The sequence below is a fragment of the Galbibacter sp. genome, assembly GCF_035306585.1.
Taxonomy (GTDB): Bacteria; Bacteroidota; Bacteroidia; order Flavobacteriales; family Flavobacteriaceae; genus Galbibacter.
Window position 1 is genome coordinate 1 of record NZ_DATGNU010000123.1, and the last position, 16,037, is coordinate 16,037.

13 protein-coding genes are annotated in these 16,037 nt (G+C 37.8%); 11 read left to right on the forward strand and 2 right to left on the reverse strand.

The window, feature by feature from the left end; genetic code table 11:
• The first annotated feature begins 113 nt into the window (after positions 1–113).
• The gene (pth, locus tag VKY50_RS11030) at positions 114–737 is read left to right on the forward strand and encodes an aminoacyl-tRNA hydrolase (protein ID WP_324301807.1); all 624 of its coding nucleotides are present in this window, start codon (positions 114–116) and stop codon (positions 735–737) included.
• 12 nt (positions 738–749) lie between these two features.
• Here pth and VKY50_RS11035 read toward each other — a convergent pair whose 3' ends face one another.
• Together VKY50_RS11035 and VKY50_RS11040 are read right to left on the reverse strand one after the other, a co-directional pair.
• Positions 750–1,436: a hypothetical protein gene (locus VKY50_RS11035; protein ID WP_324301809.1), complete on the reverse strand. Its 687-nt coding sequence runs from the start codon at positions 1,434–1,436 to the stop codon at positions 750–752.
• A 16-nt stretch (positions 1,437–1,452) separates the two neighbouring features.
• Positions 1,453–5,190, reverse strand: a complete 3,738-nt coding sequence (locus VKY50_RS11040; RefSeq protein WP_324301811.1) for a reprolysin-like metallopeptidase — start codon at positions 5,188–5,190, stop codon at positions 1,453–1,455.
• A gap of 236 nt (positions 5,191–5,426) precedes the next feature.
• Here VKY50_RS11040 and VKY50_RS11045 point away from each other — a divergent pair, with 236 nt between their 5' ends.
• From VKY50_RS11045 to VKY50_RS11090, 10 genes are all read left to right on the forward strand, one after another.
• On the forward strand, positions 5,427–6,365 hold the full coding sequence (locus VKY50_RS11045) for a bifunctional riboflavin kinase/FAD synthetase (protein WP_324301813.1): 939 nt from the start codon (positions 5,427–5,429) through the stop codon (positions 6,363–6,365).
• Positions 6,355–7,680 carry an HTTM domain-containing protein gene (locus tag VKY50_RS11050; RefSeq protein ID WP_324301815.1) on the forward strand — a complete coding sequence of 442 codons (1,326 nt, stop codon included), beginning with the start codon at positions 6,355–6,357 and terminating at the stop codon, positions 7,678–7,680. The genes VKY50_RS11045 and VKY50_RS11050 overlap by 11 nt, the downstream gene beginning before the upstream one ends.
• A 106-nt stretch (positions 7,681–7,786) precedes the next feature.
• Positions 7,787–9,058 (forward strand): serine--tRNA ligase, encoded by a 1,272-nt coding sequence (gene serS, locus VKY50_RS11055; RefSeq protein ID WP_324301817.1) that lies wholly within the window; start codon positions 7,787–7,789, stop codon positions 9,056–9,058.
• A 298-nt stretch (positions 9,059–9,356) separates the two neighbouring features.
• Positions 9,357–11,120, forward strand: coding sequence for a tetratricopeptide repeat protein (locus VKY50_RS11060; protein ID WP_324301819.1), 1,764 nt, complete (start codon positions 9,357–9,359; stop codon positions 11,118–11,120).
• A 31-nt stretch (positions 11,121–11,151) separates the two neighbouring features.
• The gene (locus tag VKY50_RS11065; protein WP_324301821.1) at positions 11,152–11,463 is read left to right on the forward strand and encodes a DUF4286 family protein; all 312 of its coding nucleotides are present in this window, start codon (positions 11,152–11,154) and stop codon (positions 11,461–11,463) included.
• Positions 11,464–11,581: 118 nt separating this feature from the next.
• Positions 11,582–12,460, forward strand: coding sequence for a 16S rRNA (adenine(1518)-N(6)/adenine(1519)-N(6))-dimethyltransferase RsmA (gene rsmA, locus VKY50_RS11070; protein ID WP_324301823.1), 879 nt, complete (start codon positions 11,582–11,584; stop codon positions 12,458–12,460).
• A gap of 30 nt (positions 12,461–12,490) precedes the next feature.
• Positions 12,491–13,843, forward strand: a complete 1,353-nt coding sequence (gene mgtE, locus VKY50_RS11075) for a magnesium transporter (protein ID WP_324301825.1) — start codon at positions 12,491–12,493, stop codon at positions 13,841–13,843.
• A 95-nt stretch (positions 13,844–13,938) separates the two neighbouring features.
• The gene (locus tag VKY50_RS11080; RefSeq protein WP_324301827.1) at positions 13,939–14,445 is read left to right on the forward strand and encodes a hypothetical protein; all 507 of its coding nucleotides are present in this window, start codon (positions 13,939–13,941) and stop codon (positions 14,443–14,445) included.
• A gap of 65 nt (positions 14,446–14,510) precedes the next feature.
• Positions 14,511–15,446, forward strand: a complete 936-nt coding sequence (locus tag VKY50_RS11085; protein ID WP_324301829.1) for a 2-hydroxyacid dehydrogenase — start codon at positions 14,511–14,513, stop codon at positions 15,444–15,446.
• Between the two features lie 167 nt (positions 15,447–15,613).
• Positions 15,614–15,988, forward strand: coding sequence for a TM2 domain-containing protein (locus tag VKY50_RS11090; RefSeq protein WP_324301831.1), 375 nt, complete (start codon positions 15,614–15,616; stop codon positions 15,986–15,988).
• Positions 15,989–16,037: the final 49 nt, after the last annotated feature.

The following is a 16,037-nucleotide window of genomic DNA, read 5'->3' on the forward strand; positions in this document are numbered from 1 at the left end:
AAAGAAGAAAAAGCAGCTGGTGCTAAAAAGGCTGAATAGGTCTTTTAAAAGTATTTACTATATTACGAGGCATCTCATTTTGAGATGCCTTTTAAATTATATAGCATTTCAATATGATACGTTTCCTAAAAAATCTTTTAATTAAAAGTGAAAGTAAAGACCAGGATGTTATGAAAAAGTATTTAATCGTAGGCCTTGGAAACATTGGTTCTGAATATGAAAACACTAGGCATAATATAGGATTTAAGGTATTGGATCACCTAGCAAAAAAGAAAGATCTAAATTTCGAGTCCAATAAATTAGGAGCTATAACCCATTATAAGTTTAAAGGAAGGACACTGATTTTGCTAAAGCCTAACACGTATATGAACCTCAGCGGCAAAGCTGTTCGCTATTGGATGACCAAGGAGAAAATCCCTTTGGAGAACCTGTTAATAATCACAGACGACATTAACCTGAAATTTGGTACTATACGCTTGAAAACAAAAGGTAGTGATGGTGGGCACAATGGTTTAAAAGATATTCAATTGCAATTAGGAACACAACAGTATGCCCGTTTTCGTTTTGGAATCGGAGCTGACTTTGCTAAGGGTAGACAAATTGAATATGTGTTAGGTCTATGGAGCCCTGAAGAAGAATCCAAATTAGAAGAACGTATGGAAAGGGCAATGGAACTTATTAATTCTTTTGCAACTGCTGGAGTCCAAATTACGATGAATACGTTTAATAACACCTAAACTCATAGCGGCTTAATTGATTCTGAACTCTCCTGTAGGTGAAGGGGTGCTATTACCAGACTGATCAATAGTGTTGACATACCAGTAATACACATTTTTTGGTAAAGGTGCTAAAGTGTGGGTCGTGGTGCTCAACCCCAACGCAACATTTTTAGTTGGTGGATTGACAGTGTCCAAAAATACCTCATATTCTTTGATGTCGTTATCAACATCAGTACCCTTCCAGGTTAATTCTATATTCGTTGTGCTATAGGAGGTGCTACCTGATTTCGGATGTAGAAGTTCTGCTGGAAATGGTGGGTAACTCACCACTCCCTCTCCAGCATTGTAAAACTTCCACAGATTACTAGTGGTGCTGTCTCCACTTTTAGTGTTTACAGAGATAATAAACCAAGAATAAGGCGTATTTCTTGAAAGGGTGACTTCCTTGAATGTTTCTTCGGTGGTATAGGTTTGGATACGATTTGATAGCAAATTTCTAATCGTTAGCGTGAAATTATCTGCCCCCTTATTGGGTGCCCATTCAAAGGTTATGCTACTTCTATTTTGGTCAATAATAACACCTTGAGTACAAGTCTCATCTTTTTCTGGAAATAAAAGGGTAGCTATCTCTGGTTTTGTTGGACGCGGGTTATCATCCTTGCTATTGCAAGCTATTATGATAATTAATAAACCAAGTATAAGAGCGATCTTTTTCATGAGTTTTTTATGCTTATCATCGTTTAACTAATTTAATAATCTCTGAAATGAATTCATTTTCTGCTCTAAGAATATAGGTGCCCGAAGAAAGTCCAACAATATCTAGCTGTATATTCCCATGGCTGTCCGTGTTGGCAGTATGGTTCATTACTGTTCGACCCCCGAGGTCATATATTAAAATTTTAAAAGAAGTGTTCATAAAAGGGGTTTGGAGTTGTAACTCCTCTTGGAAGGGATTAGGATAGGCCAAAAGGGCTTCTTGAGCTACAAATGTTTTTTCAAAAGTTCCTTGACAATCTTTATTGGTGCTAACACGAAGCGTGTTTATGCTTTTCTCAAGTTGAAGTTCAACAAACGCTCTATTGGTGTTAAATTCTTTTCCATTGAGGTTTATGTGGTATAGGTCTGCACCTGTTAGTTGAAGTCTTAATATGTCACCATCTAATTGCTTGGCGTACACCGATAAGAGTTCAGGTTGACCGATAACTACATCAAAGCACTGTTGATAATCAGCGTTTTGAGCCACTGTAAAACACAATGTATAATCGCCTGAAGAAAGTGAGGTAAAGTTACCTGTTTGACTTAAATCTAAGGAAAGATCTGTCCCATTTCCAGTTAGACTCACCGTATAATCATAGCTAGTATCTTCGATAGCTATTTTTATGGCTCCATCATTTTGGTCAACACAACTTTCCGCAGTAAGTGTTAGATGAATGTTTTGTTCAGGGATGGTGAAAATTTCACAACCGTTGACATCTACCTTCGCCCCTTTTGGTGTGCTTGGACAAAGGTCGTCTGTATCTAGTACACCATCTTGATCTGAATCTGTAATATATTCACCGCTGATACAGATATCAAGACCAAAATTATTGATGCTACCTCCATCATGGCTATTGCTATCCTCTACCACTAATTGCCATAAGCCTTTACTAGGTTCACCTTTTAGGCTGGATAAAGGTTGTTCAGGCCTTACCTGACCACTGAGCGATGGGACTTCATATAAACATGTGATCGAAGCACCTTGGTCTGTAAAGGTAACATTGATGTCCTTTTGATTGGCGCACTGCTGTGTCATTAATGGAATTGTTGTTCCTGAAGGAGATATCAATGAAATACTTAGATCCTCTAACCATGAATGTGTGATATCAACAAAGACTTTAACTTGATTAATTTCACCTGCTTCTAGGAAATCGATGGTACTTGTGACTAAGGAGGCTCCCATGGAAGAAATGGCTGTATTTTCATTGTTGTTTTGCGCTTTACATGAGATGTTTATAGTGGTGAAATTGAAGGCATTAGAGAATTCGCCATCACCACAGGTGTTTATAGGTTTTACTCTCCAATGGTAAGTCGTGCTAGCTTCCAGATTTTCCACCGCAAATTCTGTAGAATTCACTATGCCGGTGTCGAGTAAAGTACTAAAATCGGGCGTGGTGGATACCTGGACTTCAAATTGATTCGCATTTGGGTAATCTTCCCACCTAAGTATGCTTTTCGTTGGGATATCTGTTTGCGCATCCATAGGTGACTGTAAAACTACTGGCTCCATTGTTGTATTATACATCGAGAGCTGTATGGGGTATTCTTTTTGTTCTCCGGTTGGAGATTCCGCCAATACGGTTAGAACACTTGGTCCGGATTCAAGGTTGTCCGTACCGCTAATGTTTATGGTTACCTGCGTATCCGTGGTATTTGCTTGGTTTTGGCTAAAGTTCACCACTAGGCCTAAGGGTACATCTATAGCAGTAAATGTTGTGGTCTCATTATAACTGGAATACGTTTGGTAGGTAAAAGAAATGTCGATATCCTCTGGTTGACAAATCTGGTATTCAAGACTGTCAAAAATCAGGGCATAGTCGGCCGGAATGATTGACAGGACGGCTTTGTTAATAGCAAAGAAAACATTATTGGATGCCTTGACCATTATCCGAGCGTTAGTACTACTGATATCTCCAGGGATTACAATTCTTGCGTCTCCATCATTTTTGGCGTTATCTTTAAGTACTATTGGGGTTTCCAGATCAGAATCTAGGATGAGATATATGTCGACAAAATCCGCTTGAATAGGCAGTTCATTGGTTTGAGCTACATTCCAATTGATGGTGTAGACCTCTCCGCCACGCAAAGTTTCTGCAGTGTTTTGTGATGTAACTTCAAATGCTTCGCCAGTATCTTCAGTCGTTACCACTAGATTCGAACGTGCAATTTGGCCTCCTTCTGGGTTGTTGTCTCGAACAAGTAAGGAAAAATTAATTTCTCGAGAAACTTCTGGTATTACCTCCCAAGTAGGGGATAGATTGTTTGTCAGTAAGGCTTCCTTTGAAGGGAAATACCGTTTCGAGGATGCCATCGGGGGTCGGGATCGAAATAAGGGGCCTACTTTTGATTCGGCTGAAGGAGGTTGCACAGCAACCTCATTGTCTTGTTGTTCCCATGAATAGGTCAGAACATCCCCGTCCACATCACTCGCAATTGCATCCAATACGAAGGCTGTTCTAGCTGGAATGGTATAATTTGACAATGTTGAAATCACTGGAGCCTGATTGGAAATGGATGCTTCCATTGCACAATCGCTGTTCCCATAAATGATGTTATCCCATATCTGAGAAATACTGATTGCATGGAAATAAGCATCGCTATTACCTTGAATGTTATCTGGACAAATCCCTGCATAGCTCATCACCGTAGACCCACTCCCAGGTTCCACTGCAGTAGCCTCAGTTCTGTTGGCATTACAAGAGTTATTAAAGGTGTGTGTTGCTCCAAATTGGTGGCCCATTTCATGAGCTACAAAATCAATATCAAACGCATCACCTTCTGGAGAATAGAAACCAGTGACTCCTCTGGCTTTGTTAGGAGTACACACCGAACGCAATTGCGCTATTCCGTCACCACCAGCACTCGTTCTAGTAAACACATGGCCGATATCGTAATTAGCTGTGCCAATTGCCGAGTCGATAAGTGGCTGGATTTCGCTGTTGATGATAATTTCAGAATCAGCATTGGTTAGCCCATCAGTTTCAGGATCTAAAAATATAAGAATGTCATTGTTCTCAATAATCTCTAAATGAATCGCCAAATCGTTTTCGTAAATACTATTCACACGTGTTATCGTAGTGTTCATAGCTGCTAGTACCGCAGCTTTTTTGTCTTGATCTGTCGCTGTAGGACTAAGGTTTGCCTCTTGTATATGAAATGCTGCGTATTCTGCCGAACAAGCTAGGGCTAATCGATATGTTCTAAGAGTACTGTCGTCCACAGGGCGCATCATCAAGTCCTCCTCATTGGTGTTCAGACTATACCCTTTGTCATTTTGTTGGACGCTACAACTGAACTCTTTGGTCTTAAATCCTTCCTTGCCAATGAGATAGTAAGTATTAGATTGGTCTTTGCTTGGGTTGATATAGGTGACTTTCCCGTTTGCTTTATCTTTTATTAAACCGTGGAAACCTTTTGGGTCTATCGAGAAATAAATTTGTATTAAAGGGTTGTTGACCGAAGTCCCTTTATACGATTTTATTTGGGGGTATTTACTGGAAAGTGCCTTGGATAGAACACTATGCTCTTTAACTTTAAATTGTTCGAAATCATTTTCGGAAGTTGGAAAATGAACGATAGTTTCGGAAACTCTAGGGCTATATAAATCTTTGGAACTTGAACTGGTTGGAAGTTGTTTTTTGAATTGGCCGAGTTCCAACTGAAAGTAAGAAGGCGTATGGGTGGGTTTAATGAGATTATTTTTTACAGTACTCATTGATTTACTCCAAAGATTCTCTTCCTGAGAATACGCTGATATACAATATATTAGGATAAAAAACCCCAGCAATAAATGCGAAAACTTGCCCATTTGTACTTAAAGTCAGGGAATAAAAATAGTTAAAATTACGCTCTTAATTTTAAAAAATGGCAAATACCCGACCTTATTGCCTTAAATATTCTCTTTTTAATTCGTTATTTTGTGGTATGAGTTTAATATTAAACAACGCATAAGTGATTATTAAAAGAAATCTTTTTGAAAAAGACGAAAATTATCACACGGTTGTCACTATAGGAACCTTCGATGGAGTACATGTAGGACACCGAAAGATTATCGATAAATTGGTCACCATTGCCAAGGCGAATTCGCTCAGATCTACGATACTTACTTTTTTTCCACATCCAAGGATGGTGTTGCAACAGGCCACTGATTTAAAACTGCTCAATACCCTTGATGAAAAAATAGCCATATTGGAAAATTCTGGATTGGATCAATTGATTATTCATCCGTTTACAAAAGATTTCTCACGCATGAGTGCAGAACAATATGTCAAGGAGGTACTAGTTGATCACATCAAGGCAAAAAAGGTTATTATTGGATATGACCACCGTTTTGGAAGGAACCGAACCGCCACAATCGATGACCTAGTTAGTTTTGGTGAGAAATATGATTTTGAAGTTGAACAAATTTCGGCAGAGGAAGTTAATGAGGTCTCAGTAAGTTCCACTAAAATCAGAAAGGCATTAGAAGATGGTGATGTAAAGACTGCGAATGCTTATCTGGGGTATTGTTATATGCTTAGTGGCGTAGTCACCCGTGGCAGAGGTATTGGAAAAGACTTAGGTTTTGCTACGGCAAACATACATATTGAGGAGAAGTATAAATTAATCCCCAAAGTCGGAGTGTATGTCATTAGAACCCATTACCGCGGAAAACTCCGCTATGGGATGATGAACATAGGGTTCAATCCTACGGTTCAAGGAGATAAACGAACCATCGAGGTACACTTATTTGATTTTCAAGGTGATTTATACGGAGAAACCTTGAGTGTTGAGCTTTTGGAACGTCTTAGAGATGAGCAAAAATTTGATTCCGTGGAAGCGTTAAGACTTCAATTGGAAAAGGATAAAGCAGTATCAATCTCCCATATTGAAAAGCTACATGCTGACTAAATTTCTTTTTACTAAAATTGACAATAATGCGCTGATTGTTTTTAGGGTCATCTTTGGCTTGCTTATCTTTTTGGAAAGTGTTGGTGCTATTTTGACAGGATGGGTACGTGATACCCTAGTAAATCCGAAATTTACCTTTAATTTCATCGGTTTAGATTTTCTGCAACCCCTCGCGGGAAATGGCATGTATTATTACTTTGCCATTATGGGATTACTGGGGTTTTTCGTAATGATAGGCTACCGCTACAGGTTTAGTATCAGCGCTTTTACTCTAATGTGGGCAGGGGTGTATTTTATGCAAAAAGCCTCCTATAACAATCACTATTACCTCTTGTTATTGCTGTGTTTAATTATGATGTGCTTACCAGCACATAGGTATTTGTCTATCGATGTAAAAAGGAGACCAGAACAGAAGAGGGTATGGATGTATAGTTGGTGTAAATGGTTAATTGTATTTCAACTATTTGTTGTTTACACCTATGCGGCTATCGCCAAATTGTACCCAGGATGGCTGGATCTTTCTTTTTTAAAGGTTCTAATGGGGTCAAAGCAACATTATCCCATAGTTGGTAGCTTACTGCAAAACAAGTCCCTGCATTGGTTTCTAATGAGCAGTGGGATTGTGTTTGATTTTTTAATTATACCCCTACTTCTTATAAAATCAACACGTAAATGGGCCTTTGTAGCAGCAGTTGTGTTTCATTTATTTAATTCTGTGATCTTTCAAATAGGGATATTTCCTTATATGTCTCTAGCGCTATGTTTGTTTTTCTTCGAGCCAGCGACTATTCGGAAGATTTTTTTAAAACACAAACCTCTTTATACGGATGGCCAGGTCGAAAAACCTTCCTACCATAAAGTGGTCGCTGTCCTTATTGGCTTATATGTCATTATTCAGATCGTATTACCTATCAGACATTTGTTTATACCCGAACCCGTTCTATGGACCGAAGAAGGCCATCGAATGAGTTGGCGAATGATGTTGAGAAGCAAAGCTGGAATTATTGATTTTAAGGTACTCAATCACCATACAAAAGAACAACTTAGTGTAGATCTTAATGAGCACTTGTCAGTCAAACAGCGAAGAGTGATCGGCAGTAAACCTGATATGATATGGCAATTCGCACAAAGGCTTAAAGAGCAATATAAAGAACAAGGGCATGAGGTGAGTGTGTTCGCCACTCATAGCAGGGTAAGCATTAATGGGGGGCCTTGGCGAGATTTTGTGAAACCCGATGTTGATTTAGCCGCTCAACCTTGGCATTACTTCGGGCATCAGCCATGGATCTTTCCCTACAAAAAAGCATCTAAATAAGCAGGTTAATAAAGGGAAAGCTTTAAATTTGTCACTTTGATTGCAAGGCGTTTTGTTCAAATCAAAAAAAGTGCATTTTTGAAAATTAATTTAATAGAGTATTTCCATGCTTCAGTTACAATTTATCCGAGACAATAAGGAGGAAGTCATCGCGCGATTAAAAGTCAGAAATTTTGACGCTACTTCTGCTGTGGAAGAAGTTATTGCGTTGGATGAAGAGCGCAGGACTTTACAGTCCAATTTAGACAACACCCTAGCGCAATCCAAAAAGTTGTCAAATGAGATCGGTGACTTATTTAAAACAGGACAGACAGAGAAGGCCAATGAGCTTAAAGCCCAATCACTTGTTTTAAAAGAGGAATCAAAATCACTTAGTGAGAATTTAAATACAACCGCTGAGAAGCTTCAATCATTGCTATATACGATTCCAAATTTACCACACTCATCAGTGCCAACTGGAGATTCCGATCAAGACAATGAGGAGGTTTTCAGAGAAGGAGACGTGCCTATTCTAGTGGAAGGGGCATTGCCTCACTGGGAACTGGCAAAGAAGTATGATATTATTGATCTGGATTTAGGGGCAAAAATAACAGGCGCAGGTTTTCCAGTATACAAAGGAAAAGGAGCACGATTACAACGCGCCCTTATTGCGTATTTCTTAGATAAAAATACCCAAGCTGGTTATACCGAATATCAAGTACCACATTTGGTCAATGAAGCTTCTGGTTATGGGACAGGACAATTGCCAGATAAGGAAGGGCAAATGTATCATATCGGTGAGGATAATTTATATTTAATACCAACGGCGGAGGTTCCTATTACCAATTTTTTCAGAGATCGGTTGTTGACAGAAAAAGATTTTCCAATTTGTTGTACTGCTTACACCCCCTGTTTTAGAAGAGAAGCGGGTAGTTATGGGGCACATGTTAGAGGATTAAACCGTCTTCATCAATTTGACAAGGTGGAACTGGTTCGCATTGAACATCCTGATAACTCTTATAAGGCCTTAGATGGAATGGTAGCGCATGTACAAGAGTTATTGCGGGAACTTAAATTACCTTATCGTATTTTAAGATTATGCGGGGGAGATTTGGGGTTTACTGCGGCATTGACATTTGATTTTGAGGTGTATTCCACCGCACAAGAACGTTGGTTGGAGGTAAGTTCTGTTTCTAATTTTGAATCCTTTCAAGCAAATCGCTTAAAGCTTCGATATAAAAACGATTCTGGGAAAAATGTATTGGCACATACCCTAAATGGAAGTTCTTTAGCCTTGCCAAGAATTCTGGCAGGTATTTTAGAAAACTATCAGACAGAAGACGGTATCCAGATTCCAGAGGTACTGGTGCCATATACTGGCTTTGATAAAATCGAGTAAGGTTGCAATTGTTTTAAAACTAATGTGATCGTGATATTAGTACACTAAATTAGGTGGATACAATATTTTTATTTAATTTTAAGTTACGGTGATGTAGAAGATTTTTTCAAAAATCTATTATTAAGTTGGTTAATAGCAAGTCACCGAATTGCAAAGTCCGGTTTTTTCCGGACTTTCTTCTAAAATAAATTAAACATTGGGATACCATAAGATATCCTTTTTAAACCTAATTTTTCCGTCGTAATTTGTTGCCGTTCTTATGATTGCTAAAGTGATGCGTGTTTTAATTATTTTCATTTTGTTACTACTAGTTACTTTTGAGTCCTCTGCTCAAGATCAAATTATTGCACGTCAGTATTTTGAAGAAGGTAATTTTGAGCAAGCAGCCATTTATTACGAACGATTTTATAAAAACAACCCATCCAATAGTGGTGTGATTATTCCTTTGGTAGCGACTTATCAGCAATTAGAAAGGTATCAAGAGGCGGAGGAAATCCTCTTAAGCGCAGCCAAAGGAGAAAAGGTTAATCCAGTGATTTATGTTGAGGTTGGTTATAATTACCACCTGATGGGCAAGCATAAGAAAGCAGAAACCTACTATGATAAGGCTATTTCTTTGATAGATGATAATCCCAATTATGCATATATTCTTGGGAGAACTTTTAGGTCTAAAACACTTTTGGATCAAGCAATTAGTAGTTATAAGAGGGCTATGGAGCGCAATGAAAAGTTGAATTTTAATTATGATCTTGCTACTATTTACGGAGAACGCGGTGAGGTAGAGCTTATGTATTCCATGTATCTGGATCTGATTAAAAAGAGTCCAAATTTAGCACCTACTATTAAGAGAAATCTAAGCCGTTTTGTCACTGAAGACCCTGCAAGTGAAAACAATACATTGTTTAAAAAAGCCTTGCTTAGAAAGACACAATCTGAGCCCGATGTGCTTTGGAATGAGATGTTGAGCTGGATGTTTGTACAACAAAGAGACTATCGAAATGCCTTTGTACAGCAAAAGGCAGTATACAAACGATCTGAGGGCAGCACTTTGGATGATATTGTAGATTTAGGAGTGTTGGCTTTAGAAAATAACGATGAAGATACAGCGCGCGCCATTAATGAATTTGTCATTGAGCAATCAACTGACTTGCAATTAACCATACAGGCCAAGTTGAATTTAATTAACTTGAAAATCGCACAGAGCGATACCAGTAATTACCGCACCATCAAAAACGATTTTGACGACCTTTTAAGTCAATATGGAAACTCGGTTAATACGTTGATGGTACAAATTCAATATGCTAAATTTTTGGCATTTCAGATGGGTCAATCCGAGTTTGCTCAACAGCTTATAAAACAAGCAATGACCTTGTCAAGTGATCGCTTTATGCAGGCGCAATTAAAAATTACCCTTGCTGATATTTTAGTGTACGATGAGAAATTTAATCAAGCGCTTATTTATTACACCCAGGTTCAAAAGGATCTTAAAAATGATGTATGGGGTCAATATGCTCGGTTTAAAGTAGCTCAGACGAGTTTTTATAAAGGAGATTTCACTTGGGCAGAAACCCAGTTAAATGTATTAAAATCTTCCACCTCCCAATTAATCGCCAATGATGCTTTGGAATTAAAACTATTGATCTCAGATAACATAAAGAAAGACACTACCCATGCGGCCCTTAAATTATATGCTAAAGCAGATTTGTTGGCCTATCAAAACAATACTGAGCAAAGTATAAACATGCTAGAAGAAATCTTGGAGAACCATAAGGGAGATCCTATTGAAGATGAAGCTTTGTTAAAGCAAGGGGCACTTTATGAGCAAGTTAAAGAGTTTGATAAAGCGGCCTTGAATTATGAAAAAATCATTTCCTTTTACCCTGATGGAATATTGATGGATGATGCGCTGTTTCATCTTGGGGTATTGAACTTTGAAAAAAGGAAGATGCCTGAAGAGGCGAAAAAACTACTCGAGCGTATCATTTTTGAACATCAAGATAGTATTTATTTTGTTCAAGCAAGAGCATTATACCGCTCCATTCGCGGTGATCAATTAGAATAGAGAAGAACAATTATATAACTGAATTAGTAAGATGTATATATACAATGTAACGGTCAATGTCGATCAGGAAATACACCAACAATGGCTACAATGGATGAGAGAAACCTATATTCCAGAAATGTTGCGAACCAAACTTTTTACCAACGCCAGAATATTGCGCGTGCTCGTAGAGGAGGAAATGGGTGGAATGACTTTTTCAGTACAGTACCTTGCCAAAGATAAAGCATCTCTTGAGCGGTATTATTTGGAGTATGATCAGGAATTTAGAATTAAAGAGAGGCAACGTTTTTCTGATAATTTAGTGCGTTTTACTACCGATCTTCAGGTCTTAAGTGAACATTAAATTACACAGGATGTATTTTTTTATGGTCATTGACCTAGGAAACTGTATTTTTGATCTTTGAAAGATCTGTTGCCGGACTTTCTTTTCTCGGTATTAAATTCCGTAAACTTAAAAGGCAATGAAAAAGAATAAATTTTATAAATCGGCAGGTCAGCATCAACATAGCAAGGATCCAGTTAGAGCCAAAAAACATCTTGGTCAGCATTTTTTAAAAGATGAAAAAATTGCACAAAAAATAGCAGATACCTTAACTTTAGAAAATTATACCAAGGTATTAGAGATCGGTCCAGGGACAGGAGTTTTAACGAAATACATATTATCGAAAGGTGTTGATTTATACGCCATGGATTTGGATAGGGAATCGATTGCTTATCTAAATGATTCTTTTCTATTGGAAAACCCCAATGTTAAGCAGCCCAAGAGTCAATTTAAAATTGTAGAAGCAGATTTTCTCAAATATGATTTATCCATACTCTTTGGGGATGAATCCTTCGCTATTACAGGGAACTTTCCTTATAATATTTCCACACAAATCGTTTTTAAAGCACTGGAATGGCGATCTCAAATCCCAGAATTTACAGGAATGTTTCAAAAGGAAGTGGCACAGCGTATTTGTGAGAAGCATGGAACTAAGACCTATGGTATCTTATCGGTATTGACACAAACCTATTACGATGCGGAGTATTTATTTACGGTCCCACCGTCGGTTTTTAATCCACCACCAAAGGTCGATTCTGGCGTACTCCGATTAAAAAGAAAAGAAGGTTTTGAGCTTGGCTGTGATGAAAAGTTGTACTTTAGGTTAGTTAAAGCGGCATTTGGACAACGTAGAAAGACGATTCGAAATAGTTTAAAAACCTTTGACCTTTCCGAAGAGTTAAGAGCAACGGAGCTATTCAATTTAAGACCTGAACAGCTCAGTGTAGAAGATTTCATAAAACTTTGTACACTGGTAGAACAAGATTTGAGTGAAAACATGAACTCCCTTTTGTCATAGAAAAGGAAAATTTCAAAAATATATAGGCCTATGATTCCATTTAAGCTTAGTGATGAATTAATTGAAGAAATACAACTTCTGATTGTTAGTAAGTCTGATTCAGCCTTACGAACGAAGATGGAGGACTTTCACTATGCTGATATTGCGGAAATCATAAATGAACTCAATTTTGAGCATGCCACCTACATTATTAAGTTACTTGATAGTGAAAAAACCTCCGAGGTCCTTACGGAACTTGATGAGAATATCCGAGAGCAGATTCTTGGTAACCTCTCTGCTAAGGAAATCGCAGATGAAATCAGTGAACTTGATACCGATGATGCGGTAGATATTATAGCAGAACTTCCCGAGGAAAGAGTCAATGAAATTATCGCTCAAATCGGTGATAAAGAACATGCTCGGGATATTGTCGAACTTTTGCGTTATGATGAGGATACCGCTGGGGGACTTATGGCAAAAGAGTTGGTGAAGGTCAATGAAAATTGGAATGTGCTTACATGCGTGAAAGAAATGAGGAGACAGGCAGAAAATGTCACTAGGGTACATTCAATTTACGTGGTTGATAACGATGGAAAATTAAAAGGTCGTTTATCATTAAAGGATTTATTGACGACCTCTACAAAAGCTCAAATTAGCAGTGTATATATTCCGAAAGTGGATTTTGTTACGGTTCATGACAAGGCAGAAGACGTAGCAAGGCTGATGTCAAAGTATGATTTGGAAGCGATCCCAGTAATTGATGAATTAGGTCGATTGGTGGGAAGAATTACCATTGATGATATCGTTGATGTTATTAAAGAAGAAGCTGAAAAAGACTACCAGTTGGCAGCGGGTATTACCCAAGATGTAGAAGCGGATGACGATATATGGGTTCATACCAAGGCACGTCTTCCATGGCTTTTAATTGGAATGTTTGGGGGGCTGGGGGCTGCTAGTATCATAGGTAGTTTTCAAGGTGCCATGGCCAATCCGATTTTACTTAGTTTTGTGCCTTTAATACAAGCAACTGCTGGTAATATGGGCGTTCAGTCCTCCGCTATTGTAGTGCAAGGATTGGCTAATGATACGATTAGAGGTGAATTATTTAAACGACTAGGTAAGGAATTTGTATTGGGTTTAATAAATGGCTGTGCAATCGCTCTGGTAGTTTTAATTATTAGTCACTTTTTATTTCAGACTTCATACCTTGTATCGGCCACAATTGGGGTCGCATTAATTACAGTTATAATTATTGCAGCTTTGGTAGGGACTTTTGTTCCGATATTTTTGGATAAAAAGGGTATTGACCCCGCGGTTGCAACGGGACCATTTATCACCACTAGTAATGATGTTTTTGGAATTTTAATTTACTTTACCATTGCCAAATTAATCCTTGGTTTCTAATAGAGGTAACTTTGCCGAATTTTCATGCATTTTAGATATTAATTTTCATTACCATCTATAGATTAAGTTGTTTTGTGAAAACTTATATTCCATAATTGGCGTATATTTGTGACTATTATACAACTAAAATGGGTAGTATCGGAAATTATGAACGTAGTGATAATCAGGTTAGGCGAGACACCCTAGAGCTGTATGCAGTGACTATAAAGCTTAAAGAGACCTATAATGAGTGTCAATATTATATGTCATTTGAGGGCTTGAAAAATTTCTATGAAACTAGTTTTTTTACTAAATCAAAATTTTGTAACCAGCTTCACGATCATATCAAGTCCAGAAATACCTTTGATCTTTTTCTACCTAAAGCAAAAAGTATTTATTATATAACACATATCACTTTTTGTTTGATATTTAAGTCGAATGAAATAAAGTATTTGTTAAAAAAAGCACTGCAATTAGAAGAAAAGAGTGCTGATATTTTAAACAAAATGGTTGATCAGCATACGGTTAAGAACAGTGAATTAGAGGACTTTATTAGGGTTCATGCACATCAACAACCTGGACGAATCAGTGCTTTAAGGAAGATGATCAACACGTATTATTGAAAACTTTACCCGTTATAACCTAGAAAAGTTAATACTTTTGTAATCAGAATTTAAATTGTTTTGTCGTGAAAGTATTGCATTTGGATGAAAACCATCCGTTACTTGTAGAAGGGCTTCAGGAGCTAGGTTATGAAAATCATTTCGATTACACATCGCCCAAAGAGGCGATTATTTCTAAAATTGGAGAATACCAAGGGCTGATCATTCGCAGTCGCATTCCAATAGACGCTGAATTTTTGACTAAAGCTACACAACTTAAGTTCATAGGTCGTGTTGGTGCAGGACTAGAGAATATAGATATAGATAAGGCTCAGGAAATGAACATCCGGCTTTTTAACGCTCCAGAAGGGAATAGGAATGCCGTTGGGGAACAAGCCCTTGGAATGCTGTTATCACTACTAAATCATCTTAACCGCGTTGATAATCAAGTGAGAAATGGGATCTGGAAACGAGAAGAGAACCGAGGAATCGAGATTGAAGGGAAGACTATCGGGATTATTGGGTATGGTCACATGGGAAAAGCTTTTGCTAAAAAGCTTAAAGGATTTGATTGTGATGTGATCTGTTATGATATTCTTGGAGGAGTCGGTGATGAGAATGCCCGACAGGTAGGGATCATGGAGTTTAAAAAACGAGTAGATATTCTAAGTCTGCACACACCACAAACTCCACAAACGATCCGTATGGTCAACAAGGAGTTTATCGAAGAATTCCATAAATCCTTTTGGCTGATTAACACTGCAAGGGGTAAAAGCGTGGTTACCGAGGATTTGGTGGCTGCTTTAAAATCTGGAAAAATATTAGGTGCGGCCTTGGATGTGTTGGAGTATGAGAAAGCGTCCTTTGAAAATTTATTTGGGGATGATATGCCTGAAGCTTTTCAATACTTAATTCAAGCTGACAATGTACTGTTGAGCCCACATATTGCGGGTTGGACTATTGAGAGTAAAATCAAATTGTCTAAAACCATATTGGATAAAATTACACAGGAGTTCGCTTAAAAGAAGGTGAATTTGCCTTGTGCAATAAATTTTTTTATAATGTTGTCGGCATTGATAATATGTATTACAGCTGCTGTTTGCGTTCATATTACAGTTAATACGACATTTTTTGTTAAAGTAACTTCTTTTTTAGTAAATTAGTCTGGATTAACCAAAAAGATATCACTATGAGTGAGCAGGAAAATGGCTTCGACCAAAAAGCAAAAGAGTTTGCTAAAAAGACTAGCGATGGTGCAAAACAATCCGCTAATGAGTTTTCTGAAGGGATGAAGGATGCCTTTGGAGGAAGTGAGAATAAAAAAATTTTAGCTGGAGTACTGGCGATTGTTTTAGGGGCTTTTGGAATACATAAATTTATTTTAGGCTATAACAAGGAAGGTATAATTATGTTAGCTGTTACCTTAATTTTAGGAACCCTCACCTGTGGCGTTGGAGCTGGACTTGCAGGGATTGTAGGATTGATCGAAGGAATCATTTATCTCACCAAATCCGACGCAGAATTTTATGCCACATACCAATTGGGTAGAAAACCATGGTTTTAAATTAAGGAGCTGTGCTCCAAGGTCTTAGTTGAATAATAATAATGAGTTA

Excerpts from the sequence above, each read along its gene's own strand:
- pth (WP_324301807.1), top strand. The coding sequence starts at position 114 with ATGATACGTTTCCTAAAAAATCTTTTAATTAAAAGTGAAAGTAAAGAC.
- VKY50_RS11035 (WP_324301809.1), bottom strand. The coding sequence starts at position 1,436 with ATGAAAAAGATCGCTCTTATACTTGGTTTATTAATTATCATAATAGCT.
- VKY50_RS11040 (WP_324301811.1), bottom strand. The coding sequence starts at position 5,190 with ATGAGTACTGTAAAAAATAATCTCATTAAACCCACCCATACGCCTTCT.
- VKY50_RS11050 (WP_324301815.1), top strand. The coding sequence starts at position 6,355 with ATGCTGACTAAATTTCTTTTTACTAAAATTGACAATAATGCGCTGATT.
- serS (WP_324301817.1), top strand. The coding sequence starts at position 7,787 with ATGCTTCAGTTACAATTTATCCGAGACAATAAGGAGGAAGTCATCGCG.
- VKY50_RS11065 (WP_324301821.1), top strand. The coding sequence starts at position 11,152 with ATGTATATATACAATGTAACGGTCAATGTCGATCAGGAAATACACCAA.
- rsmA (WP_324301823.1), top strand. The coding sequence starts at position 11,582 with ATGAAAAAGAATAAATTTTATAAATCGGCAGGTCAGCATCAACATAGC.
- mgtE (WP_324301825.1), top strand. The coding sequence starts at position 12,491 with ATGATTCCATTTAAGCTTAGTGATGAATTAATTGAAGAAATACAACTT.
- VKY50_RS11090 (WP_324301831.1), top strand. The coding sequence starts at position 15,614 with ATGAGTGAGCAGGAAAATGGCTTCGACCAAAAAGCAAAAGAGTTTGCT.